This window comes from Vulcanisaeta sp. (genome assembly GCF_049966235.1).
Taxonomy (GTDB): Archaea; Thermoproteota; Thermoprotei; order Thermoproteales; family Thermocladiaceae; genus Vulcanisaeta; species Vulcanisaeta moutnovskia.
Map to the genome: position 1 here is coordinate 257,923 of NZ_JBMFVA010000001.1, position 22,759 is coordinate 280,681.

At 38.3% G+C, this 22,759-nt stretch carries 26 protein-coding genes; 13 read left to right on the plus strand and 13 right to left on the minus strand.

The annotated features are described in order from the left end of the window. Window positions 1–21 precede the first annotated feature (21 nt). The gene (locus ACP5L5_RS01445; RefSeq protein WP_428761091.1) at window positions 22–1,305 is read left to right on the plus strand and encodes an amidohydrolase; all 1,284 of its coding nucleotides are present in this window, start codon (window positions 22–24) and stop codon (window positions 1,303–1,305) included. Between the two features lie 34 nt (window positions 1,306–1,339). Here ACP5L5_RS01445 and ACP5L5_RS01450 read toward each other — a convergent pair whose 3' ends face one another. Continuing rightward, a complete protein-coding gene (locus ACP5L5_RS01450; protein ID WP_013603578.1) occupies window positions 1,340–2,290 on the minus strand; it encodes an isoaspartyl peptidase/L-asparaginase in 951 nt (316 codons plus the stop codon). A 130-nt stretch (window positions 2,291–2,420) separates the two neighbouring features. Between ACP5L5_RS01450 and ACP5L5_RS01455 the strand changes: the two genes are divergently transcribed. From ACP5L5_RS01455 to ilvC, 4 genes are all read left to right on the plus strand, one after another. Next, window positions 2,421–2,978: an RNA polymerase sigma factor gene (locus tag ACP5L5_RS01455; protein WP_428761093.1), complete on the plus strand. Its 558-nt coding sequence runs from the start codon at window positions 2,421–2,423 to the stop codon at window positions 2,976–2,978. A gap of 92 nt (window positions 2,979–3,070) precedes the next feature. Then, window positions 3,071–5,374 carry a hypothetical protein gene (locus tag ACP5L5_RS01460; protein ID WP_428761095.1) on the plus strand — a complete coding sequence of 768 codons (2,304 nt, stop codon included), beginning with the start codon at window positions 3,071–3,073 and terminating at the stop codon, window positions 5,372–5,374. Window positions 5,375–5,395: 21 nt separating this feature from the next. After that, on the plus strand, window positions 5,396–6,313 hold the full coding sequence (gene hemC, locus ACP5L5_RS01465) for a hydroxymethylbilane synthase (protein WP_428761096.1): 918 nt from the start codon (window positions 5,396–5,398) through the stop codon (window positions 6,311–6,313). Window positions 6,314–6,372: 59 nt separating this feature from the next. Beyond that, window positions 6,373–7,365, plus strand: coding sequence for a ketol-acid reductoisomerase (gene ilvC / locus ACP5L5_RS01470; RefSeq protein ID WP_428761098.1), 993 nt, complete (start codon window positions 6,373–6,375; stop codon window positions 7,363–7,365). Between the two features lie 36 nt (window positions 7,366–7,401). Here ilvC and ACP5L5_RS01475 read toward each other — a convergent pair whose 3' ends face one another. Together ACP5L5_RS01475 and ACP5L5_RS01480 are read right to left on the minus strand one after the other, a co-directional pair. After that, window positions 7,402–8,133 (minus strand): phosphatidate cytidylyltransferase, encoded by a 732-nt coding sequence (locus ACP5L5_RS01475; RefSeq protein ID WP_428761099.1) that lies wholly within the window; start codon window positions 8,131–8,133, stop codon window positions 7,402–7,404. Further along, on the minus strand, window positions 8,087–8,551 hold the full coding sequence (locus tag ACP5L5_RS01480) for a DUF371 domain-containing protein (protein ID WP_428761101.1): 465 nt from the start codon (window positions 8,549–8,551) through the stop codon (window positions 8,087–8,089). Before ACP5L5_RS01480 ends, ACP5L5_RS01475 begins: the two co-directional genes overlap by 47 nt. Window positions 8,552–8,603: 52 nt before the next feature. Between ACP5L5_RS01480 and ACP5L5_RS01485 the strand changes: the two genes are divergently transcribed. Continuing rightward, window positions 8,604–9,728, plus strand: a complete 1,125-nt coding sequence (locus tag ACP5L5_RS01485; RefSeq protein WP_013603571.1) for a tyrosine--tRNA ligase — start codon at window positions 8,604–8,606, stop codon at window positions 9,726–9,728. A 2-nt stretch (window positions 9,729–9,730) separates the two neighbouring features. Here the strand turns inward: ACP5L5_RS01485 and ACP5L5_RS01490 are convergent, their stop codons facing one another. Then, window positions 9,731–10,909: an NAD(P)/FAD-dependent oxidoreductase gene (locus ACP5L5_RS01490; protein WP_428761103.1), complete on the minus strand. Its 1,179-nt coding sequence runs from the start codon at window positions 10,907–10,909 to the stop codon at window positions 9,731–9,733. 59 nt (window positions 10,910–10,968) lie between these two features. On the opposite strand from ACP5L5_RS01490, the gene ACP5L5_RS01495 reads away from it, so the two are divergent. Further along, complete coding sequence (locus tag ACP5L5_RS01495; RefSeq protein ID WP_428761105.1) at window positions 10,969–12,672, plus strand: HD domain-containing protein; 1,704 nt, start codon at window positions 10,969–10,971, stop codon at window positions 12,670–12,672. Here ACP5L5_RS01495 and ACP5L5_RS01500 read toward each other — a convergent pair. Next, the gene (locus ACP5L5_RS01500) at window positions 12,625–12,900 is read right to left on the minus strand and encodes a hypothetical protein (protein ID WP_428761107.1); all 276 of its coding nucleotides are present in this window, start codon (window positions 12,898–12,900) and stop codon (window positions 12,625–12,627) included. The genes ACP5L5_RS01495 and ACP5L5_RS01500 overlap by 48 nt on opposite strands. An 85-nt stretch (window positions 12,901–12,985) precedes the next feature. Beyond that, window positions 12,986–14,095, minus strand: coding sequence for a M24 family metallopeptidase (locus tag ACP5L5_RS01505; protein ID WP_428761109.1), 1,110 nt, complete (start codon window positions 14,093–14,095; stop codon window positions 12,986–12,988). 53 nt (window positions 14,096–14,148) lie between these two features. Between ACP5L5_RS01505 and ACP5L5_RS01510 the strand changes: the two genes are divergently transcribed. Both ACP5L5_RS01510 and ACP5L5_RS01515 read left to right on the plus strand, forming a co-directional pair. Further along, window positions 14,149–14,859: a hypothetical protein gene (locus tag ACP5L5_RS01510; protein WP_013603567.1), complete on the plus strand. Its 711-nt coding sequence runs from the start codon at window positions 14,149–14,151 to the stop codon at window positions 14,857–14,859. Between the two features lie 77 nt (window positions 14,860–14,936). Further along, on the plus strand, window positions 14,937–15,434 hold the full coding sequence (locus ACP5L5_RS01515; RefSeq protein WP_428761111.1) for a helix-turn-helix transcriptional regulator: 498 nt from the start codon (window positions 14,937–14,939) through the stop codon (window positions 15,432–15,434). On the opposite strand, the gene ACP5L5_RS01520 is transcribed toward ACP5L5_RS01515, so the two are convergent. The 4 genes from ACP5L5_RS01520 to ACP5L5_RS01535 are packed head-to-tail and all read right to left on the minus strand — an operon-like array spanning window position 15,411 to window position 17,744. After that, window positions 15,411–16,283 (minus strand): PfkB family carbohydrate kinase, encoded by an 873-nt coding sequence (locus tag ACP5L5_RS01520; RefSeq protein WP_013603566.1) that lies wholly within the window; start codon window positions 16,281–16,283, stop codon window positions 15,411–15,413. The two genes, ACP5L5_RS01515 and ACP5L5_RS01520, sit on opposite strands and share 24 nt — an antisense overlap. Further along, window positions 16,283–17,008, minus strand: coding sequence for a hypothetical protein (locus ACP5L5_RS01525; RefSeq protein ID WP_013603565.1), 726 nt, complete (start codon window positions 17,006–17,008; stop codon window positions 16,283–16,285). The genes ACP5L5_RS01520 and ACP5L5_RS01525 overlap by 1 nt, the downstream gene beginning before the upstream one ends. A 52-nt stretch (window positions 17,009–17,060) precedes the next feature. Then, window positions 17,061–17,492, minus strand: a complete 432-nt coding sequence (locus ACP5L5_RS01530) for a hypothetical protein (protein ID WP_013603564.1) — start codon at window positions 17,490–17,492, stop codon at window positions 17,061–17,063. A 36-nt stretch (window positions 17,493–17,528) separates the two neighbouring features. After that, window positions 17,529–17,744 (minus strand): hypothetical protein, encoded by a 216-nt coding sequence (locus ACP5L5_RS01535; RefSeq protein WP_013603563.1) that lies wholly within the window; start codon window positions 17,742–17,744, stop codon window positions 17,529–17,531. Window positions 17,745–17,850: 106 nt separating this feature from the next. On the opposite strand from ACP5L5_RS01535, the gene ACP5L5_RS01540 reads away from it, so the two are divergent. The 3 genes from ACP5L5_RS01540 to ACP5L5_RS01550 all read left to right on the plus strand — a co-directional run bounded on the left by ACP5L5_RS01540 (window position 17,851) and on the right by ACP5L5_RS01550 (window position 19,621). After that, entirely contained in the window at window positions 17,851–18,066 is a 216-nt protein-coding gene (locus ACP5L5_RS01540; RefSeq protein ID WP_148224612.1) for a hypothetical protein, read from the plus strand. 16 nt (window positions 18,067–18,082) lie between these two features. Then, window positions 18,083–18,643: a hypothetical protein gene (locus ACP5L5_RS01545; protein ID WP_428761114.1), complete on the plus strand. Its 561-nt coding sequence runs from the start codon at window positions 18,083–18,085 to the stop codon at window positions 18,641–18,643. A gap of 84 nt (window positions 18,644–18,727) precedes the next feature. Then, entirely contained in the window at window positions 18,728–19,621 is an 894-nt protein-coding gene (locus ACP5L5_RS01550) for an ATP-grasp domain-containing protein (RefSeq protein WP_428761116.1), read from the plus strand. 280 nt (window positions 19,622–19,901) lie between these two features. Here ACP5L5_RS01550 and ACP5L5_RS01555 read toward each other — a convergent pair whose 3' ends face one another. After that, window positions 19,902–20,561, minus strand: a complete 660-nt coding sequence (locus ACP5L5_RS01555) for a PRC-barrel domain-containing protein (RefSeq protein ID WP_428761118.1) — start codon at window positions 20,559–20,561, stop codon at window positions 19,902–19,904. Window positions 20,562–20,815: 254 nt separating this feature from the next. Here ACP5L5_RS01555 and ACP5L5_RS01560 point away from each other — a divergent pair, with 254 nt between their 5' ends. Beyond that, on the plus strand, window positions 20,816–21,007 hold the full coding sequence (locus ACP5L5_RS01560) for a chromatin protein Cren7 (protein ID WP_013603523.1): 192 nt from the start codon (window positions 20,816–20,818) through the stop codon (window positions 21,005–21,007). A 54-nt stretch (window positions 21,008–21,061) separates the two neighbouring features. Here the strand turns inward: ACP5L5_RS01560 and ACP5L5_RS01565 are convergent, their stop codons facing one another. Together ACP5L5_RS01565 and ACP5L5_RS01570 are read right to left on the minus strand one after the other, a co-directional pair. Next, window positions 21,062–22,282: a DegT/DnrJ/EryC1/StrS family aminotransferase gene (locus ACP5L5_RS01565; RefSeq protein WP_428761121.1), complete on the minus strand. Its 1,221-nt coding sequence runs from the start codon at window positions 22,280–22,282 to the stop codon at window positions 21,062–21,064. 35 nt (window positions 22,283–22,317) lie between these two features. Next, window positions 22,318–22,758, minus strand: a complete 441-nt coding sequence (locus ACP5L5_RS01570) for a YkgJ family cysteine cluster protein (protein WP_428761122.1) — start codon at window positions 22,756–22,758, stop codon at window positions 22,318–22,320. Window position 22,759: the final 1 nt, after the last annotated feature.

The window sequence follows — 22,759 nt, forward strand, 5'->3', positions numbered from 1 at the left end:
GTGTGCGTTAAATGACTTGGCATGGGGTATTTACTTAAAAATTGTGACTTTGTATTAACGTGGATTAATGACGAATTAAGGATACTTAGGGATGTGGATATAGCCATTGATAATGGGTTAATAATAAGTGTTGGTAAAGCCATTGAGGGTCATCTCGAGGAAATTAATTGTTCAAATCATGTGGTGATACCTGGGCTTGTTAATGCACATACTCACACACCAATGTCCTTATTGAGGGGTTTTTATGATGACGCGGAATTAATGACATGGCTTAATAAGATGTGGATCGTGGAGAATGAATTAACTAGAGATATCGTGTCCCTCAGCAGTGAGTTATCTATAATCGAAATGATTATGAGTGGCACAACGGCGTTCATAGACATGTATCATTATCCAGACGTGGTTGCGGACATTGCCTCAAGGTATGGATTAAGGGCAGCTTTAGGTCCTACATTCATTGACACACTTAAGAGTCCTACGCTTGTTGAGAATGAGTTGAGGAATTTCATGAGTAGGTATGGGAATTCATCATTGGTGAGACCGATAATTAACGTACATAGTATCTACACCGTGGGTAAGGACACATTATTGAGAATTAGGGATTTGAGTCATGAACTTGATCTACCAATACAGATACACGTGTCTGAAACTAGGGATGAGGTTTATGAAGCAAAGAGAAAGTACGGTGTATTTCCCGTGGAATACCTCAATTCACTAGGTCTCATCTCCAGTAAATCTCAACTTATTCATTTGGGTTGGGTTACTAGTTGGGAGTTGAGTATCATAGCCAAGGCCAATGCCCGTGTGACTCATGCACCAACATCAAACATGAAATTAGCTACTGCGGGTCATTTCCCAATGAGAGAGTTAATGGAAATGGGTGTTATAGTCACGTTAGGCACTGATGGACCTGCCAGCAATAATTCTCTTGATATGTTTAGAGAAATGAAGATGGCAGTACTGCTTCAGAGGCATTCTTATTGGGATGTCAGTATTAAGGCCATGCATGCATTTAGGGCGGCTACTGTGAATGGCTACAAGTTGTTAGGTCCTAGAGGTGGTTGTTTAGGTAATGGTTGCGTGGCAGATTTGGTATTACTTGATCTAGGTAGCCCAAGGCTTCAGCCAATTAGAGATGATAATATCCTATCGAATATTGTTTATTCGGCGGATGGTTCAGACGTGGATATTGTGATTGTTAACGGTAGAATAATATACGATAAATCCAGGGATTACCAAGTATTGAGAGAACGAGCAAGAAGAATTGGGGAAAGACTTAATGATTTTACCAGGAAGTTTCTATGATTAGTAATCTAGGAAGCAAGTAAGTTCATGGTATTCATGGAAATGGATCATTTGGATAATGAGCAACAGTTACCTTGTTCATGCCTTCTCTACCCCATGCCCTGCCCATGACTTCGGTATTAAATGCCGATGCTACGTTACCAGAACTATCTATCGCTATTAACCCTATATTATCTGAACCAAATAACTTGGTAACATAATCAACAACCTGCCTAACAGCATCACCAATACTAACACCACTTTTAATAAGTGTTGATACTCTAAATGAAGCCATTGCCCTAATAATGAATTCACCAATACCTGTAACGGATACGGCACATACGCCATTCTCAGCCCAATAACCAGCACCGGGAAGCGGCGAGTCACCCACCCTGCCAGGCCACTTAAGTATTGTTCCTCCTGTAGAGGTTGCTGCGGCCAGGTTACCATCCCTATCAAGCGCGACTGCACCTACCGTACCCAATAAGCCCAATTTCCTGGCGAGTTCCACGTTTTTCTCATAACGTGAACGTAAATTCTTAATTAAGGAGTTATACCTATTTATCTTAAATTCATTAATTAATTCCGTTGATGGAACCCAAAGATTAAATTGCTTAGCTAGTTCTTCGGCGCCATCCCCCATAATTAATACGTGATCCGTTCTTTCCATAACAAGTCTGGCGAGTCTTATTGTATTTATTACGTGCTTAACAGAAGCCACAGCCCCAACACTTAGATCCTTACCCCACATAACGCCTGCGTCTTGTTCAACCTCGCCGTATAAGTTCAATACGGACCCCTTGCCGGCGTCGTAGGAACCGTCAAACTCCATAACAGTAACAGCCTCAACAACCATGTCCAGGGCATTACCCCTCTTAACTGCCTCTAAACCGGCACTTACGGCATTTACTAAGCCATTTAAGTATCTTCGTCTATGTTCCTCATTAACAAAATAACCAGCACTACCTGCGCCTCCATGTACTGCTATCGTAGCCTTAAAATTCATCGAGATTGTGCAGTAATAAGTGTTTATATTATTTACCGTTAATTGACGTATATTAATGAGTAATACATGAATAATTTATTAATTTAAGTACATAAACTGATTTTTATTGTGATCGATAAATTAATTATGTATGTCGAGTAAATTAACGAAGACTGAGGAGTTTGCCGCCAAGCTTTATTTTAATGAGGGGCTGAAGCCTAAGGAAATAGCGCAGAAGCTCGGTATATCTGTGAACACCGTGTATAAGGCGATCTCTAAGTATAGGGCATTTGCCAAGAGCTTAGACCAAGCATCTGCGCAATTGAATGATGACAAACAAATTAATACCCAAGTGGACAATAATGCATATGCATTGAATAATTACAGTAGTGTTTTCAATGTAAGTCTTTCAATCATTACTGGTTCGCCCATTCAGCCACTTAAAAATGATTATTCGTATGAAAGCGCCTATCAGGGTGAATTAATAAAGGAGTTGAAGTCTCTTAGAGAATTGATAGGTAAATTAATTGAGAAGGTTGAGGAATTAGAGAAGAGAGGTGTAAATAATTGCTTCTCTAATTCTGTAAGGAATCAGGGCCCCATCACTAATAATGCCAATAATGGGCAATTAAATACCGATTCACTGCCTGAATTTATACGTGATAATCCGTGGATCGACGTTATTAAGTCAATACATAATACTTCATAGTTTCTACCAGTTTCTACTGGTTTCACATTTGTTTTTCTCTTTCAATTATTAAGAAACAAACGGTTTATAAGATATTTCGCAGTTTTCACTATGTGAAACAGAATGTATTAAAGAACACGGTTTACTCATTAATGGATATAAGCACAGTGTTGGTTCTCTACTTGGTCTTTCCAATAATGCCACTCTACGTATTCCTGGTACTATTAGCTATGGTAACCGCATCATCGATACTTAAAAGATATGGACTGGCGACTGCCATAATAATAACATACGTAATAATAACATTCATAACCACCCTAGGGCATGCATCATTATTAATAATGCCATTCCTCCTACTCACTTACCTAATAACTGAGGCTGGTATTATTAACGATATAGCCATAATATCATGGGCCTTACTTTTTACACCACTTTACTGGTTATCAATACCACTGTCAATAATACCATCAACTAAGGGATATAGCATTAGGTCGGTGGTTGTTTTTTCATTACTATCGTTATTATACGCGATTGCCGCAGCATATCAAGGTATTATGTGGATTCCAATAACAGTAATGCATACGGCGAATCTAAGTATCACGTATGGAATAAGGTCCCTTCTCTTCGGTAATTCAGGTAACCCGTTTATGATGTATAATGAACTAAATAATTTATCACTTTATTTAGCCTTCATAATAATTATTGCAACACCATCATTAGTAAGTAGGTATTTATCAAGGCTAGTCATGTTACAACCATTAAATAACAATGTAGCTCAGGTAATTATGAATATATCACCACAATTAATAACCACATCCCTACTTTATGCGCCCTTAGTCAGCAATGCATGGAATTACGAAGCGACCCCCCTATTTATTGTTGGGTCATTAATTATTGGGTCTCTTATGTATATACTTGATATTTTACAATCCAACGCTAAAATAAGGACTCCATTACTACACGTAAGAAGGAAAATATCGTCTGTGATACCAATAACGGATCCATTAATGATTACTGAGTATAGTTATTGGGCTAAGAAATTGCCTAAGGATGATGTGGATTTCGTAAATACAGTAATAAACACATTATCTAAAACTGGAATTACTGCATTAAGCGCATCCCTGTCTCAAGACAAAATGGAGATTATTAGTAAGGTATTATTCGGATTAACCAGGACTAAGGGCTTCATAATTAAGGGCGATGTTGATGAACTACCTGATGACGTTAACTGGTTCATTAGGACGCATGAAAAATCATTACTCATAATAATCCCAAATGAAATAAATAAGAATTTAATATCTAAGCTAATTGATTATAATAAACGTACTAAGTTACATACATTAATAATAAATAGTAATTATAGTGCCCTTAATAGATTGAGAAAATATGGTATTGAGATCGTGAACTACACTACGGCTCAAGGGAATGAAACAGAGCATGTACAAACAAAGTATATTAATGAGGAGCAGAATAAACAAGACAATGCCGTTGAGAGTAACATAAGCGTCACTTCTATTAATAATAATGTAAGTAAGGAAGTGGCTCCTCAGGTAAATACCAATGTTACAATAAGTACTGTAAATACTAATAATGTGACTAAGGCAATTAGTGAGGATAATGTAAAGGAGAGCATTGAATCTGCAATTAGCTCGCCGAAGGAGAGTGCTACCAGTGAGGAAAGGCCCTTAGAACTACCTAAACCGCAAGTGACTGAATCGAAATCTGAGACCACGAGAGAAAGGCCTAAGGCAAAGAGTAAGAATGTAAGTAGTAATATGGTGATTACGTTGGATCCCGTGGATTTAATAGATATGAACACTAGGTCTAAGTTAATTGATTATATTGACTCGTCTGTTAGATTAAGGGATATGATGGATAATCTTGGGCTTAAGTACATAGTATCAATATTAGTGATAGGTCCATCTAGATCGGGGAAGACAGCGTTAATAAATCACGTGGCTAAGCACCTTAATATACCAATCATTGATTATAAGGATCCCAGTGTCTCCATTGTTGATAACGCAATAATTCATGTGCCTAATCTTGAGAAAGTAATTAATGAGGATATGAATCATATACTTAAGTTACTAAATATAGCCAAGTCTAAGCATTTAGTTATTGTGTTTGAGAGTATTAATCCATGGTCCATAGATATTGACTTCATTAGGAAGAACATTGACGTAGTAATACCTATACTACCTGTTTATGAGGATTACGCTGATGAGATTGTTCAAAGTAAGCTTAAGGTCGGTGGTAAAGATCAGGAAATAATTAAGGGTATAATCAAATCATGCCCAGCCGTAGAAGCCATTGACAAGATAAGGCTTTACTTATCCTCTAGGGATGGTACGAGTATAATATGTGAAGACACGTTTAAGAAGTACCAAGACTTCGCACAATCATTAGCATTTAAATAATGTATTATTTATCACTATGTAATGAAAATTAGGATAGCGACAAGAGGAAGTAGGTTATCATTGATTCAGTCAGATATTGTTATGAGGATGTTGAGGAGAGTTGAACCCAATATTCAATTTGAGGTAATAATAATAAGAACCACCGGAGATTTGGTTCAGGATAAGCCATTATATGCAATCGGTACTAAAGGGATTTTTGAGAAGGAGGTTAACCTGGCATTACTAAAGGATGAGGCAGATATAGCTGTGCATAGCCTTAAGGATTTACCAAGCGAGATTAGTCCAGGCCTTGTAATAGCTGGGTTTTCACCTAGGGATCCACCATTTGATGTCTTAGTCGTTAGGAATGATTACCCAAGTGACTTAATGGCACTACCCAGCGGTGCTAAGGTAGGTACGTCAAGCGTTAGGCGTAGGGCATTCCTCCTCAGTGTTAGGAAGGATATTTCAATAAATGTAATTAGGGGTAATGTTGATACACGTATTAATAAATTGATTCGAGGTGATTACGATGCCGTGGTAATCGCCGAGGCTGGACTAGTGAGACTAATCAATGACATGAAGTCTCTCCATATAAGGTATGCACGCATACCCCTTGATTTATTACCACCAGCACCAGGGCAGGGAATAATAGCTGTTGTCACGCGTGAAAAGGACACTAATTTAATTGATCTCCTTAGGAAGGCAAGTGATCCTAAGGCAATGGTTGAGGCATTGGCCGAGAGGGCGTTTCTAAGGACTGTTGGCGGTGGTTGTCACGTACCAGTTGGTGGTGTCGCTATATATGATGGAAATTACATGGAATTCATCGCGGGTATTGCCGATATAAATGGTAATAGAAAGGTCATTGTAAAAATAAGAGACTCATCCATAGACCCTGAAAGACTTGGAATTAATGCTGCGCATGAATTACTGAGACAATGGAACGAAAGAACCTAAAAACCAGATCTAACGCTTTATTATGAATATTTATATTTAAGGCCATTACTTGCTTAATTATGGCGAGGCTTTATTTCGATGGAAATGCCGAATTAATAAGAGATAGGACAATAGCAATGATAGGGTTTGGAAATCAAGGAAGCGCACAAGCACTTAATCTCAGGGATGGTGGCTTTAAAGTTGTAATTGGTAATATAGAGGATGAGTACGCAGGTAGGGCTAGGGATCAGGGCTTCACGGTATACTCAATCCCTGAAGCGGTTAAACATGGCGATATCATAGTTATGGCAATACCTGATGAAGTGCAGCCAGAGGTTTGGGTAAGGGATATAGCGCCTAACTTATTGCCAGGCAAGATCGTGATCTTCCTCAGTGGTTATAATGTGTATTACGGCTTCATAAAACCACCTAAGGATGTTGATGTGGTGATGGTTGCCCCACGAATGATTGGTGAGGGTGTTAGGGATAATTTCGTTAACGGCAAAGGATTTCCTGTGCTCATTGGCGTTGCGAACGACCACAGTGGTAAAGCATGGGATTACACATTAGCTTACTCAAAGGCTATTGGAGCCATTGGGAGGCCGGGTGGTGTTGCTGTTGAGTCTAGTTGTGAGGAGGAGACTATAACGGACTTATTCAGTGAACATACGTGGGCTGGAGCATTCCTCTTTCTACTTGCTGAGGGTTATAATGTGCTTATTGAGAATGGAGTATCACCTGAGGCAGCAATGCTAGAACTCTGGGCCTCTGGTGAGTTAATTGCCATAACTAAGGCGATTGCCGAGAAGGGATTATTCGCGCAGCTTAAGGGTCATTCTACGACGAGTCAATACGGGCATTTAACCTGGGGTCCTCGATATGTAACTGATGATGTTAAGAGGTTAATGAGGGAGGCAGTTAGGCAGATTAAGGATGGCACGTTTGCCAGGGAATGGGCACTTGAGAAGATGCTTGGTTACCCAGTATTTAATAGGCTTTGGGATGAGGTTGTGAAGAGTAGGGTTTGGCAGGATGAGGATAAACTATACAGGATCTTGGAAAGGCGTAAGTAAGCCCTTTATTTGTGATTTGCGTTGTTAAAACGTGAATTAGGTAATTATGGGTAGTTTAAGGACCATGGCTATTAAGGAGGTGGTCACAGGTATGGCTAGGTTATCCTCCATGCCATATGCCTCAGCTAATGCTGCCACTACTGTTATGGCCAGGGAGCCAATTAATTGGTTTGTGAGTAGAAATAAGACTGTAACTAATGATGTCATGCCGACAAGGGCTCCCTCCATTGTGGCATTGCTGAAGGGTAGCTTAACTCTTCCAAGGAGTACACCACCAAGTGCGCTCATCGTATCGTAAACTATTACCGATATTATTCCGTAAATAACATAGTTATTCGTCAATAGCAGGCTAATCAATACACCAATAGCCCCCATTAAGATTCCTAAGTACCCGCCTCTCCTCTCATAGTCCCTCTCAACACTCTCAAGTAATTCCTTAACTGTTTTCTCAAGCCTCATTAATCCATCATCCAGGGTATCTATCGGTATTGCCGAGCCTATCGGTGACTTAATGACCTGCTGCAATATTGATCTCCTGGCACTTGTTAGGGCATCTAGCAGTATTACGGTAATTATTGGTCTTTTAACCTGGATAACATATATTACGGAAACACCAAGGGCTATTAACGCGAAGTATAGGGTCATTGATATGCCGTAGACTCCTAAATTCACTATGAATGGTATTATTAGGAATACGGATAGCACAACATGGATTAACTTTCTAAGCGCCATTGCCTTTAGTTGTTCTATCCTGCTCAAGGTCAACACCTACAATATAAACTGTCAAGAGGCTCTCCTTCTTTAACCTATCTATGAGTCTTCTATCGAGGTCAATAGCCGCCTTGTTCGCTTTAATCATTAGCGTTGCATCATCAATGTAATTACTCCTTCTAATAATTAGCTTGCTGCTATTGCTTAGGGTTAACTTTGATGAGCCTGTACCAATCACATAATCAAAATAATCATCAACAATGAATATCACTATTACAATTGATTCATCCTTCCTTATTATCTCCTTTAATTCAGGACTTATATTGGATAAACCCTTATCAGCTCTAATACCAATTATGCAATCGCCCCTAGGCGTTAAGTAATCATCCCTCGTAACCTCAATCGTTGTCCTATGCCTAGCCCTAACATTGACATGCCCCCAAGCCCTTATCCTATCAATAACTACCCTGACCACGTAAATTCTAAATCAATAAAGCTTAATTATCTTAATTTTAACGGTAATAATAATGGATGTTGAGGAGAAATTATCATTAATAACCAGGTATCCAACGGAGGAGGTACTCACGGTTGATGAGTTAAGGCAGTACTTGGAGACGGGGGCTAGGCTAAAGCATTACATAGGCTTTGAGATAAGTGGTTATATACACATCGGTACAGGTATTGTAAGCCTATCAAAGGTTGTTGATCTACAAAAGGCTGGTGTTGAGGTGTCAATATTGCTTGCAGACATACACTCATGGCTTAATAATAAGCTTGGTGGCGACCTTGAATTAATTAGGAGGGTTGCGAATAGATATTATGTTGAGACATTTAGAAAGGTGATAGAAGTGCTTGGTGGTGATCCTGACAATGTGAGGTTCTACATGGCGAGTGATCTTTATCATAATAATGATGATTATTGGTACTTAATACTCGACCTAGCTAGAATGACTAACATGGCTGACATTAGGCATAGTCTAACAATACTTGGTAGGAAAATGGGTGAATCAGTACCAATGTCATGGCTCGTATACCCACTGCTTCAAGTGGCTGATGTCTTTGTCATTGGCTCGCACATCGCGCATGGCGGTATCGACCAGAGGAAGGCTTACGTACTTGCAAGGGAGGTTGCCCTAAAGGTTAGGTTTTACCCATTAATGCTCAATAATGAGAAGGTAAAGCCAATAGCCCTATTCCACAGCCTAATACCGGCGTTAAACATTACGGGTAAGGAGTCCAGGGAAGAGTTGAGCGAGATGAAGATGAGTAAGTCATTACCGGATACTGCCATATTCCTTCATGATAGTGTAGAGGCAGTTCGCCAGAAAATACTCAAGGCCTATTGCCCGCCTAGGGAGGTTCAAATGAATCCTGTGATTGAGTTGGCGCACTTATTCTCATTTAGAGAACGTAGAGATAAACCATTCATAATAAAGAGACCGCAACAATACGGTGGTGGACAACTAGAGTTTTGGTCCTTTAATGAATTAACCAAGGCATATACTGAGGGTAAGATACATCCGCTGGATTTGAAGAATGCTGTTGCTGATGAAGTTATTGAGCGCCTAGAGCCAATAATTAGGTGGTTCCAGGAGGGCCAGGGGGCTCACTTAATAGAAGAAATGGGCAATATAATGAAGATAACTAGGTAAAGCTATTCCATATTTTCCTTAATTAATTCGCTAATTGTACCAGGTTCTATTAGCGATAGTTCGTTCATAACAGTAAAAATCGCCCTAATGAATGACCAAGGTCTTTTTGAAGCAGCCCTTAATATTGCGTCAATATGATTATCGTAATCATAAACATCAACATTCACATTATTCATTAAGCGCATAGCATCATCTAGGCTATTGTTTATCATCATATGAAGGATACGTGATGCTGAACCTAATGCCTTTATTTTTCCCCTAATGTATTTTCTGAATAATGTATCGTATATTACCAATGCATCATTTATAGATAAGCCCTCCTTGATCACATTATGTATGCTTTCGGCCAGAATCTTTGCACTAAGCATTCCCATTATAATCCCACCACCTGTCATTGGTTTAACGAAACCCGCGGCATCACCTATGACCGCAGTATTGCCCGCAACTACATGATCAGGTGATCCACCAATTATTACTTTGCCTCCGAACGGCTTTAAATATTCAGCCTTTATTATTTTTAGCAATTCAGTAAATTTTGTCCACGTGTTGATATCATCAGCTAACCCAACCCTGAATTCATGAAAATCCCTCGGTACTATCCAGGCAAAATAATGCTCACTTAGTTTTCTATCAAATATAACCACTATCTCATCATCACCCCTAGGCATTAACTCGCTCGAAATAAATGATTTAGTATCCGTCTGTACGCCGTAAACATAGGTAGGCTTCCAAGGAATAATCTCCTTTGTTAATGCCATATTAGCGCCCTCGGCAATCACAGCTAAATTAAACGTCTCCTCTCTCGACCTGGTTCTAATAAAGTCATTACTCAACTCGGTAACTCTCTCGCCCAATATTAACGTTGCACTACCTAATCCATCGGCAAGGTAATGCTCAAGACCTGGTCTATCAAGCATTGCTATTGCTCTTCTTTTGAAATCAAAGGTTATGCTATTGCCACTTAGGTCTATTAACCTTATATAACGGTACGTATTCACGATCGGCGATGCAACGTTAAGTGCCTTCAATGAATCAAGATTAACAAGTCCAGTACAGTGAGGTGGCACACCAAGCACTTTATCTTCCTCAATTATCCTTACATTCATTACCTTACTTAATTCACGGGCTAAGTAAAGCCCACTTGGTCCTGCTCCAATCACTATAATATCGCTTTTGCTCATTCTAAGTGTTCTATGGAGGAATTAACAATTTAATATATGTTTTAGTCTCTTCATATTAAATGGTGCTAAGCTTTACTAAGGTTATTGCTGATCCAGCACTTGGTTGGATTAGACTTACGAATGAGGAAGCGAGGTTTATTGATTCCTGTAAGTACGTGCAAAGGTTACGACATATACGTCAACTCGGCTTAACATACATGGTTTATCCCTCAGCTCGTCATAGTAGGTTTGAGCATTCCTTGGGTATGCTTCAAATAGTGACCTTAATGCTTGAGAGAATACTTAGATTAAATGACATTAAAGATCTATTGCTGAGTCTTGGGAGATCCATAGGTCTTGATACAGAAGATGAATTAATAATGCACATGAGAGTAGCGGCATTATTGCATGACCTAGGTCATTTGCCGTTTTCTCATGTATTTGAGGGAGTTTTCGGTCAGAGTATTGATCCATTAATAGGAAATTGCAGTAAGGACGTTAATGAGGAAATAATAGGTAAGGTCTTTAAGGGGTCTTTTAAGGAGCATGAGTTAATAACGTACTTCATACTTACAAATAATGATGAATTCAAAGGCGTGCTTAAAGAGACGTTGCCAGGTATTGATCTACGCATAATAAAGGCGCTGTTACATAGTGATATAATAGGTAAGATTATAGAATTGTCACCACAGCACGCAGACATTATTGACTATGAAGATAGGAAGTTCCTTGATTCACTTGGTGAGGAATTGAAGTTCTTTAACCTTTTGAGGAACTTAATATCAGGAGATCTTGATGCTGATAGGGTGGAGTACGTACTTAGGGATTCCTACCTAACAGGGGCGAGTATTGGCTCTACGATCAGTATTGGTGATATTGAGAGGATTCTTGATAATATGAAGATTGTTAAAAACGATAAGAACTATGTGTTGGCATTTGATGAGAAGGCTAGGGCTAATTTAGAGGGTTTCGTAATTGCGCGTTTCAATATCTACAAGCTGGTTTATCTTCATCATAAAGTTGTTTTATTCAATACATTAGCAAAGAATCTATTAAGTGAGTTGTTAAGGCATTATGATGAGCTTAATGAGGACATTAAGGATTATTTGTGTCGTTTATACCGTTTCTCAATTGGGTATCTGAAGGGTTATGATATTATGTACATAATAGATGATTATTTACTATCTGTATTATTGAGAAATAGGCAGTATTTATTGGATAGGATCCATGGTATTTCTAAGTACTTAGATCCACTTATAACAAGGAGCACTGCGTATAAGGCATTATGGAAGAGGGATTTCGAGTTCCTAGATCTTATTAACAAGCAGGGTATTGACCTAGCACTAATAAATGATTCATTCCCATACCTACTAAGTAAGGGTGAGATTAGGAGTGAAGTGTTGCGAACATTTTATGGAAGGTTAAGAGGAGAGCTTCGTGGCTCGTCAATTACCTGCTTAAGTAAATTAGCCGATGATGATCTAGAGTCATCAATAATAATAGGATTTAGGGTATTTGAGCCTGAGACAAGGCTCAATATAATTCATGGAAACACCCTAGCTAATATTAATGATTTATCTCCATTGGTAGTATCAGTGACAGATGCATGGAAGAGGTCACCGCATGTGTTTGTTTTTGTAGATATTGCAAAGTTAAGTAGTGCTTGTTGGGGTATTGACGTAAATAGTATGATGGATTACCTTAAGAGCTTGGTCATAAAGGCTATGTATAACGTGTTAAGAGACTTCGGTAGTGCTATTAGTAAGTATCTCAAGGATCTTTAAATAATGAATTCCTTCGTCACTTAATGCTACTTTACCTTCATTGATCTTTATGATATCAAACAAATAAATTACATCATTAGGATCAATGGAGTATCCCACACTATTTAAGTACTGAGTTATTTTAGAAATAAAGTTCGGGAATTCCTCAATGTTTATACCTCCTAATTTATGGAGCTCTTTCATAAGTATCAGCTTAAGAACTAATATTGGCATACCTTGCGAGTTCATCATCAAAATAACGATTAGCTTACTTATTAAGCTAATGATTAAAACATTACTTCTGTGTATGTTAAAACTTTTGATTTTCAATATATCAAAATAGATTTATGGGATATTTACTTATTGGTCTTGCGCCCGTTTCCGTAATTAATATTGTATCTTCAATCCTAATACCGCCGACGCCCTTAATGTAAACGCCCGGTTCCACTGTTATAACCTCGTTAGATCTTAGTTCCTCATCACTTAAGGGACTTATTGCAGGCTTCTCATGGACTTCAATACCAACACCATGCCCCGTACTATGTATGTAGTATGTGTCAAAACCGTACTCAGAAAGTACGTTTCTTGCAACTAGGTCAATATCCATAGCTTTTATGCCTGGTTTAACGGAGTTAGATGCCTTCCTAAAGGCTTCAAGTACTGCTAATGCAGCGTCCTTCAGTCTACCGCTTACTGATCCAATAGCAACAGTCCTTGTCATATCAGTACAATAGAGATTGTATCTAGCACCAATATCTATCGTCACCAAATCGCCTCTTTTTATTACCCTATCTGTAAATACATGATGAGGGTATGCGCCATTCGATCCAGAGGCAACAATGGGCTTAAACGCGACATCCTCAGCCCCCCTACTAATCATTCCTTGATACAGCATTGCAGCTACATCCCTCTCCCTCTTACCCTCAAGTCCGCTTTTTAGGGCATCGTCAAGGGCTTCTTCAGTTATTCTCGTAGCCTCCTCAATCATTTTGACTTCATAATCATCCTTAACCTCTCTAATCCTTAGTATGGAGTCATTAATGTTTATTACCCTCACACCCACGGAATTAAGCTCCTTAGCTATGGAGGAGTCTGTATTATCAATGCCAATAATATTACTAGGCTTAAGACCGACCTCCCTAAGTAAGTAATCACCCAGGTTTTTAGATACAAATAATCTTTCTTCAGGTGTTCGTTGTGGTACCTCAACCGTGGAGTATCCAATGAGTGTTGTATCACCGTTAACCGAGTCCCGTATCCTATGGAAATCCAGCCTTGGAACTATTAATGTAGTATCCATTGATCTATTAATAATAAACATTAAACCACTATCAATACCTGTAAAATACTCAAGGTTTGGTTCATTGACTATAACAATTACGTCCAGGCTTAATTCGTCAAAAAGATTTGATACTTTCTTAATGCGATTCTTAATTATACTCACGCTGTGATTAAAAAGTTATACATTTTTAAATTACTTCTCTCTATTCAATATTAATGATTAGCTGGAGCATAGAGTCTGAGGATGCATTAATGGCTACGTATGTACGTAGATACTCAGTGCTTGGTAAGACAATAGAGATCAGGGTGGTATTTGATAAGGCAATTAATAAGTATAAACTGAGATTTATCTCGGTAAAGCCAGCAAACGAAATTGAAGTATCCCTACTCACAATATTAACACCTCATTTTAAATTCTCAATAGATTACGTTCAGGATAATAAGGTTGCAATGCTATATCCAAGTCCAGAGGTTGAGTTATATGATGATCTACAAACAGTGAGTACTTACGTTGATTCACTAATCACATTAATAATTGAATTATTAAGTTATTCAAGCAATCCCCTGTTAAGGTCTGAGATAAATTATGAACTAGTGTCAAAGGGTTGGATACTTGATCTAAGCGATACCTTAATTAGTATGTTTAAGGTCTATGATACGAAGGTCGGTATAATCAGGGTATCGGTCGAACTCGAGCATCGGCAACTTGAACTAGGTAGGATAAGGGTTGATGTATTGGCCAGGGCAATAACCGCGTTGAAGTGCGTAGTTGATACCCTAGTTAATAAGGGATTCAATGCGCAAATAGTTTATGAGGATTTAGGTATAGCACATTTAGTTGGTGAGTTTCCCAGCCTTGGAATACTGACATTGGTAGCTTCGAAGATTGATGATATGATTAATGAAACCGAAAAAACATGTTCATAACTCTCCCTTAATCGATGTTATTATTTTCTATTTTATTTATATGGCTTATTAGGAACCAGAGTAATTTATAAATAAGTATGATATTTCTTATGCTTTGTATGACATTAATGAGCATATACAATTATTACCTTATTATTTCCATAGCTCTCATTCAATTTGCAGTACTATCATCACTCATCTATCAAGTATTCAAGGAATCAAAAAAGCCAATAGATAAGGAATCGGACAATTCTAGGATTAATAAATCATCCTCTACGATAAGTCAGTTAGAATTTGATGCAGTAAATAGGAATAAGCAGGGCACTGTGGGTATCACCGAGTTAATTAATAATATAAATGAAGATGAAGTAAAGGTTTTATCCTTTCTATTAAATAAGGGCGGTGATGCCTATCAAGCCGAAATAGCCAGGGAATTGGAATTACCCAAGAGCACTGTTTCTAGAATAATCAGAAGACTACATGATAAGGGGTTAATAACGGTTAGAAGAGTTGGTAGGTTCAGTTATGTACAGGTAACGGATATTGATTATGTAAGCGACATAATCAGTAAACTAGGTTCTAATAAGTCGCATTGATAATTCGCTAGCAATTTTCCTAACGATCTCACTACTTATGAGACCATACGGTCCCTCACCCATTGTTTTGGCAACGGCAACCGCATTTGAGAAAATGAATGACCACTCAAGATCCTCACCTCTACTGAGCATGTAAGTCAATGTGCACGTTAATACATCACCCGCCCCGGTGGGATCTTTAACATTAACAATGCCGTTTGTTAAGATACGGAATTTATGATTATTACGCAATAGTACTGATCCATGAGCGCCCATTGTCAGTACTATAACCTTGCTTGGATACTTATTAACTATGTTGTCAAATACGTTCATTGGCGCATCATCAATACTGACCTTAACTAGGTCAGCACTTTCAATTATTCTTACTATATCATCAACATTAATCATCGAATTCACATAATTATTTTTGTCAAATACCCTGGAGAATCCCTGCAAGTCAACACCAACAAAGCCAACCTGGCTTCTTATGTACTGAAGAAGATCTAGACTTATCTCTCTAGCTATTGGATTTACCACAACTACATCAGGTAAGTCATGAAGGTCATCTATAGAAAAGTCCCTACATTTCGACAATAACCTTAATCTCCTTGTATCATCATAATAAGTTATTTCATACGATGTACTATTACAACTATCCAAGACACAAATCCTCTCTATGGGTATATTCCTTATTTTATAATCAATTATGTATTCATTGAAATCCCTACCAACTAATGTAATTGGTATTAAATCAATGCCTATCTGCTTTAGGTAGAATGAGCAGTATGTTGGTGCGCCACCTGGTGATTTTTTGCTTATTGATCCTCTTCTTATTATGTCAATGGCAGCATGGCCGAGGACTCCGAACATTACGTGCTCCTATTAACTGGAGTTAATAAATTATTAGGAATGAAGACATCGAGTATCATCTTAACAGAATGACCAATCCTACCCAATCTAACATCATTTATTACCCTAGAGGACTTTATTAACGTCATTATAACGTTTGTGAATTTATTAATTCCTTCTATTGTGGACACTAATGATACCCTAACCTCATTACCGCTGCTCTCCTTTACTATTATTAATCCATCATTACTATAGATCCTAACCTTACCTCTAATGTATTCTTTATAACCAGGGAACTTAATGCTGCTATTCGTTATTAGTCTTAGGTAAGCCGTGTATATCATAAAACTGGACTTTATGTAGTTCATCAGTATAGCATCGGTAACACTTAATAGTTCGTTCATGGCATTACCTAAGAAACTAATGCCTCTCAGGAATTCCTCATTAATGCGATATCTAACGTATGACGCCTTACCATCCTTAATACTTAACTCATAAAGTGCTAACTCATCTCTTAATAGGGTGTAGACCTCAATGCCTGATAAATCACTCCAAGTAATGGGTTCTATAGGCTTACTATTTACGTAGGAGCCTTGATAAGGTATAATCATTATATAATTACCAGCTTCATTACATGATGTGATGAAATCAAGGTACTTATCCCTATGTGCAATACATAAAGTATCATTACTTAATCTCAGTGGTAATATGGGGTGCTTCCTCGTGATTAAAAACTTAGGCAACACGTTTATTTACCGCCAACGGTATTTAATAGCCTAAAACTCAATTTTAACGATATTACTTAACTCTCTTAAGGAAGACTAATGGTCCGTACTTCTCAAGAATACCTGCTATTAAGCCTAATACACCCTCGCTTTTGCTTGAGAAACCCACCACTCTTACGTCCTTATCACTTAGTCTAACGTAATGATCAAGGTCGAACCTGATAATGACCTCCTTAGGTCCAAAAACCACCTTAAACTTCACCTTATTCTCTGCAAGTCTTCTCACAGCATCCGCTGTTACTGATACTTGCTTAGGCGTTGGTTTACCTCTCGGACTTCTTTTCCGTAACTCACTGAATTCCTTCTTCGCTTCCTCATCCTTTATCTTAACAATCCCCTTAACATCATCAATAACTATAGAGTTGCCTTGATAATCAATGACCTCAAAGTTTTCAGCACTATTAACAATACTTACTAATTCATCCAGTGATACCTGCCTTGCCATATTTTACCTTGATAAAGTATAGGGAATTTAAATGCATTACGTATTAATGTAAGATAAAAACCTCCTATACTTACCATCATGCGTAATTAAATGCCTTATTGCATCACCTAAGTTGAAAAATAAGGCTCCGCATTCCTTGCCATCCCTTCCCCTGTACTTACACCTTATATGTGGTGCATTACCCTCATACACAATTTCCAGCAAGGGTCTTAACTCGGCCGGTATTTCAGGTAATTTCGCATTATTACTCATTAATTTACCTGGATTGCTAAGGAATATTTTAGTGCTTCGCTTATCGCTTGGTCTTATTAATTGTTAAACATTTATTAATTAGTTATTTATTGATAAAACGACCTGAATGATACCGCAAAAGGATATCAAGAGTATGTTATCATCAGTACCATATTACAGTCTAAATCCTTACGTAAATAAATGCCCAAGTTGTGGATTTATAATGATTGTTGATGGTGAATGGGCCAGAGAGGATAATAGGCATAGGGTTAAATTAATTGAAAGGTCGCTCACATGCCCCAATTGCAAGGTCAAGATAAGGCAATATATATACCTCCAATAATTAGGGTGTTTAAGCCATGTATTCAGATGAAATACAGAGGTTAATTGAGAGGTCGTCGGTCTTCATGTTCGTCTCGGCAATCGCATCATTACTTTCAGTCATAATGGTCATCATAGCGGCTGATTTTTTATCTAATGAGTTACCACCATCAATAGCAGTGAAGTATTTCCAAGTGCTTACGTTTCCTGGCTTAAATGCAGCGTCAGGTCTTATAGCATTATCCTCAGTAATGGCTGTAATTGGTGGTTTCATGGTATATATGGCTAGGTCTAGCTTGAATAGGAGAGAGTTTCTAGGATTGCCATCCATAATCACGACAAGTCTAGCTCTGCTCTTAATAGCATTAGTATCGGCGATTGGCATATACATTATTTATCAATACTATGTCGGGTTTACTGGCATGATTGGTCCTTTATTCCCTGGCACATTATCATTAATAATATCAATAATCCTCCTAGCAATCTCAATCGTACTTACATTTTTATCTCTTATGATGATTAATGAATTAAGGAGAAGGTATTCACCACGTAGAGTAAGGAAGCGTCAACCTCCACCGCCTCCTTCACACCAAGTTTAGCTATGTAAAATGTAGTTTAGTAAAATTCTTCGTACATATTTTATGTTAAAAGATTTATAAATTAATTTAAATTGGGCACGGTGTATGCCTAATTCGGTCGTTATAATAGGCGATTCGCCAATACCAGATAGGCCAAGCAGGGACTTAGTTATTTATGCAAGGGATTCAGGTCTAAATGCCACTTATGTACCTATTTCAAGAATATCAGTTAAGGTTGATAAGGACGGTCCTCTTACGGTCATTAGGGATAGACCATTTAAAGTTGATGGTGTTTTCTTAAGAAGCCTTGGCGTACTTATTGATGTGGAAACCTTCCTTAGAAGGATTATAACGATGAAGCTAATTGAGGAGAGTGGCACTGTGGTTATTAATCCACTTGATGGATTAATAAGGACCAGAAATAAACTTGAAACAACAGTCATACTAAAGAGTAAGGGTTTACCCGTACCTGATACAATAGGTACTGAGGACATATTATATGCATACGAAATGGCTAAAAATATGAAGGACGTTGTAATAAAGCCGTTACAAGGATCAAGAGGCTATGGAGCTGTAAAGATTAGTGATGCGGATATAGCATTTCAGATTATGAAGACCCTACTTACGTTTAAGAAGCCGATATATCTACAAAAATATGTAGAAAAGCCTAACCGTGATATTAGGGTTATGGTAATTGATGGGGAGGTCTTTGGTTGCATGATTAGGGTTGCCCCAATTGGTCAATGGAAAACAAATGTTGCCCAGGGAGCTATTGGCAAGCCATGCATTAATACTGATAAAACGATTATGGAACTAGCAATAAAGTCTGTGGAGGTTCTTGATCTGATTTATGGCGGTGTCGATATCGGCGAGGGTAAGGATGGTTATGTAATCTTTGAGGTTAATGGTTCACCTGATTGGGCAGAACTAACAGCAGTTACTGGTAAAAATCCAGCAAAGGCCCTTGTGCTCTCTATGTTAAGGAAATTAAAGGCTTAATGCGTTATTCCGCATAAGGTTTATTTCTTCACTAATTAAACAATCTTCGTAGAGCCTTATGACCAGGTGGTTAATTAAATGTGATAGATGTGGCACGGAATCAATATTTAATGCTGGTTATGATCTAACGAATCTAGGGGGCAAACTATACATGTACTGCGAGAAGTGTAGAAGAAATACTGAGCATACTGTTCTTGGTTATTACGATGATGACACAAATGAATTCATACCTTTCGAGAAAGCATTATCATTTAAGTATAAATCACTGTGAATAAAGACCTTAATAGCACTCTTTCTCAAGGTCCATCCTTAATGAAAGCAATTCAGACCTGGTCTTCCTTAACTGGTTAAGTAATTCATCGAGCCCTGTTAACTCATTCTTCTCATCATCACCTAAATCACCAACGACCTGTTTAATCATTAACTCGCTCTTCCTCTTCTCTGCATCACTTATTTTCCTATCTATTTCAGATAATGTATCATTTATTGCACTAATCTTATCATTACACTGCCTAATCCACTTAACCCTCTCCTTCTCAAGCCTATCTCTAATATCCCTATACAAGTCCTCCTTAATACCACCCTGAAGAAGTAGGTCGCTGAGTTTATTCAATTTATCCATGATATCCCTAAGCCTCTCCTTAATACTATTCACTTCATTCCTAAAAGTATTAACTAAACCCGTATATTCATCATTCAGCTTCTGAAAGACCACCTTATCCGTAGTAAACACAGCATTAACGTCATTAATATCAAATTCCCTAGTGCTTCCATCATTCATTTTAACGGTGATAGAGATGGGCTTTAAATCACCCTTACTCAACTTTATACTCACAACAGTGCCAATTACCTTACCATCACCAGTAACTACAGGCCTACCAACATACTTCCTAAATTTTTTCTCTACAGTCTTTGTCGAACTAAAGAATTTAAATACCATCGCTAGGATGAGTAGGTCTCAATATAAATAGGTATTATTCGGTAAAGCCCACGTATTCGAATAAGTATTACAGTGATTTTGAAACAGTAAAGATACTAAGTGAGTAGTGATAAACACATACCTTGCAAACATAAACGCATCATTTACTTTTAATATATACTCTTGTTTTTGTTTTTCGTTTCTTTTTCGTTTTATTCTTATGATTCTTTCTAAAGCGATATATTTATAAACCCGCGTTACAGACTAGACAACGTATGGTATCTCTAGAGGATCTGGCGAGGAAGGAGTATGAGGTTGAGGGTAGGAGGTTGAAGCCTAGTAAGGTTTGGAAGGTGCAGCCTAAGGGTAGGAAGGGCTTTGTAATGGCGTTGTTCAAGACACCAGACGGAAAGACAGTAAGAAAAGTCATAGCCAAAGTAGACGAACAAGGAAACATAATAACCTAACGGAATAACTTCTCATAAATTAAAATAAAACTTCTTTTTATTTTTCAATTTCTTTCATTTCCTATAATAATTAAGAACACGCTTTATCGCTCTTGCAGTATCAACAGCATCCTCTGCTGTATACAACGGTCCAATAAGGATCGTCACCACACGCTCAGCCGCCCACTCAGCATTAGGTAATGGATTATAGGTTACCTTCCTACCGTAGAATGGGCAAGTCCAAGGGCAGCCCTTTCCATGGCCCATCATATTAATTATTACTGGTTCCTTATGAAGAGGTATTGGATATGCTACGGTGGTTGCTTCAATACCCTCAGCCCTTAATGCCTCAACAATCCTATCCCTATTAGCCCTGAGTCTTTCAAGGCTTAACAGCACCTGGAATAAGTGCCATGCATGTCTAATGTATGGTCTTGGGCGTGGAAATTGAATAATGTCATTCTCAATGTCCTGCAGTTCCTCCATAAGAACCTTCGCAAAGTTCTCCTTATGCTTAATAATCTCCTCAATCCTCCTTAATTGCGAATAACCAAGTGCGGCTTGGAACTCAGTCATCCTATAGTTATAACCCAGCAACTCATAGTAATACTTTCCCGTTTCACCATGACTTCTTATTAACCGGGCTTTACTGGCAATTTCATCATCACTTGTAACCACCGCACCACCTTCACCTGTCGTTATGGTCTTCGTAGGATAAAAACTCAATGTACCAACATGGCCTATTGAGCCAACCATTTTACCCCTATAGATCGCGCCTAGGGCTTGAGCCGTGTCTTCAATAACGTATAATCCCCTTTCTCGTGCTATCTTCATAATTTCATCCATTTCAGCAGGATATCCAGCGATATGAACAACAACAATTGCCTTAGTCCTGTCAGTAATGGCCTTCTCTATGGATGCTGGGTCTATGTTTAATGTTTCTCTATCAATATCAGCAAATGTTGGTATTGCATTTGAATGTAGGATTGTTGTTGCTGATGCAGCAAATGTAAATGGTGTTGTGATTACCTCGTCACCCGGACCAATACCTATTGCTTTAAGAGCAACGTGAAGTGCCGCTGTACCATTAGAAACCGTTACAGCATACTTAGTACCAAGGTACTTAGTCAATTCCTGCTCAAGCAATGTGTTCCATTTACCACCTATAGCGGATAATTGACCTGACCTAAGTACATCAATAACAAGATTAATATCCTCATCCGTTATCCAGGGTTTAAAACGAAGAGGTGTGAGCCTGGTTGGTTTTCCACCTTCAATTGCAGGTAAATCACTCATTTAATGAAAAGCAAGACCTAAGCTAATATAAACATTTACTGCCCATGGATCCTAACCTTAATCTTATATAATCTTGATAATGCCTCCTCAAGTGCCTTTGTTTCCTCAGGAAAGCTATCAAGCCCAATACTTTCATCAGAATTCATCGCATCACCAACCCACCTGCACTCCTTCGATATTAATACCTCACCTGTACTTGGATTATACAGTAATGGATACATCTTACAGGCAAGAGGTTTCATCAGATGTATCGTACATGCCTTATTCTCCCTATCATAGAACGGGCAATAACCCCTTATTAACCACCTATATACCTTTACACCATTAATTAATAACTCACGATACTTAATATCGAAGCCCCTAGCCCCAGCCAAGGCCTTTATTCTAACTAATTCATCTTCAAATAATATGGGTCCTCTCTCCTCATTATCAAAATAACAACAATCATCACACCTCAGGCATTGAAAAATCCGCATC

Coding starts and splice junctions, on each gene's coding strand:
- ACP5L5_RS01570 (WP_428761122.1), bottom strand. CDS start 22,758: ATGCGGATTTTTCAATGCCTGAGGTGTGATGATTGTTGTTATTTTGAT.
- ACP5L5_RS01510 (WP_013603567.1), top strand. CDS start 14,149: ATGATTAGCTGGAGCATAGAGTCTGAGGATGCATTAATGGCTACGTAT.
- ACP5L5_RS01495 (WP_428761105.1), top strand. CDS start 10,969: ATGGTGCTAAGCTTTACTAAGGTTATTGCTGATCCAGCACTTGGTTGG.
- ACP5L5_RS01445 (WP_428761091.1), top strand. CDS start 22: ATGGGGTATTTACTTAAAAATTGTGACTTTGTATTAACGTGGATTAAT.
- ACP5L5_RS01555 (WP_428761118.1), bottom strand. CDS start 20,561: ATGGTATTTAAATTCTTTAGTTCGACAAAGACTGTAGAGAAAAAATTT.
- ACP5L5_RS01545 (WP_428761114.1), top strand. CDS start 18,083: ATGTATTCAGATGAAATACAGAGGTTAATTGAGAGGTCGTCGGTCTTC.
- ACP5L5_RS01500 (WP_428761107.1), bottom strand. CDS start 12,900: ATGAACTCGCAAGGTATGCCAATATTAGTTCTTAAGCTGATACTTATG.
- ACP5L5_RS01485 (WP_013603571.1), top strand. CDS start 8,604: ATGGATGTTGAGGAGAAATTATCATTAATAACCAGGTATCCAACGGAG.
- ACP5L5_RS01565 (WP_428761121.1), bottom strand. CDS start 22,282: ATGAGTGATTTACCTGCAATTGAAGGTGGAAAACCAACCAGGCTCACA.
- ACP5L5_RS01560 (WP_013603523.1), top strand. CDS start 20,816: ATGGTATCTCTAGAGGATCTGGCGAGGAAGGAGTATGAGGTTGAGGGT.
- ACP5L5_RS01540 (WP_148224612.1), top strand. CDS start 17,851: ATGATACCGCAAAAGGATATCAAGAGTATGTTATCATCAGTACCATAT.
- ACP5L5_RS01455 (WP_428761093.1), top strand. CDS start 2,421: ATGTCGAGTAAATTAACGAAGACTGAGGAGTTTGCCGCCAAGCTTTAT.
- ACP5L5_RS01520 (WP_013603566.1), bottom strand. CDS start 16,283: ATGTTCGGAGTCCTCGGCCATGCTGCCATTGACATAATAAGAAGAGGA.
- ACP5L5_RS01490 (WP_428761103.1), bottom strand. CDS start 10,909: ATGAGCAAAAGCGATATTATAGTGATTGGAGCAGGACCAAGTGGGCTT.
- ilvC (WP_428761098.1), top strand. CDS start 6,373: ATGGCGAGGCTTTATTTCGATGGAAATGCCGAATTAATAAGAGATAGG.
- ACP5L5_RS01530 (WP_013603564.1), bottom strand. CDS start 17,492: ATGGCAAGGCAGGTATCACTGGATGAATTAGTAAGTATTGTTAATAGT.
- hemC (WP_428761096.1), top strand. CDS start 5,396: ATGAAAATTAGGATAGCGACAAGAGGAAGTAGGTTATCATTGATTCAG.
- ACP5L5_RS01515 (WP_428761111.1), top strand. CDS start 14,937: ATGATATTTCTTATGCTTTGTATGACATTAATGAGCATATACAATTAT.
- ACP5L5_RS01535 (WP_013603563.1), bottom strand. CDS start 17,744: ATGAGTAATAATGCGAAATTACCTGAAATACCGGCCGAGTTAAGACCC.
- ACP5L5_RS01550 (WP_428761116.1), top strand. CDS start 18,728: ATGCCTAATTCGGTCGTTATAATAGGCGATTCGCCAATACCAGATAGG.
- ACP5L5_RS01450 (WP_013603578.1), bottom strand. CDS start 2,290: ATGAATTTTAAGGCTACGATAGCAGTACATGGAGGCGCAGGTAGTGCT.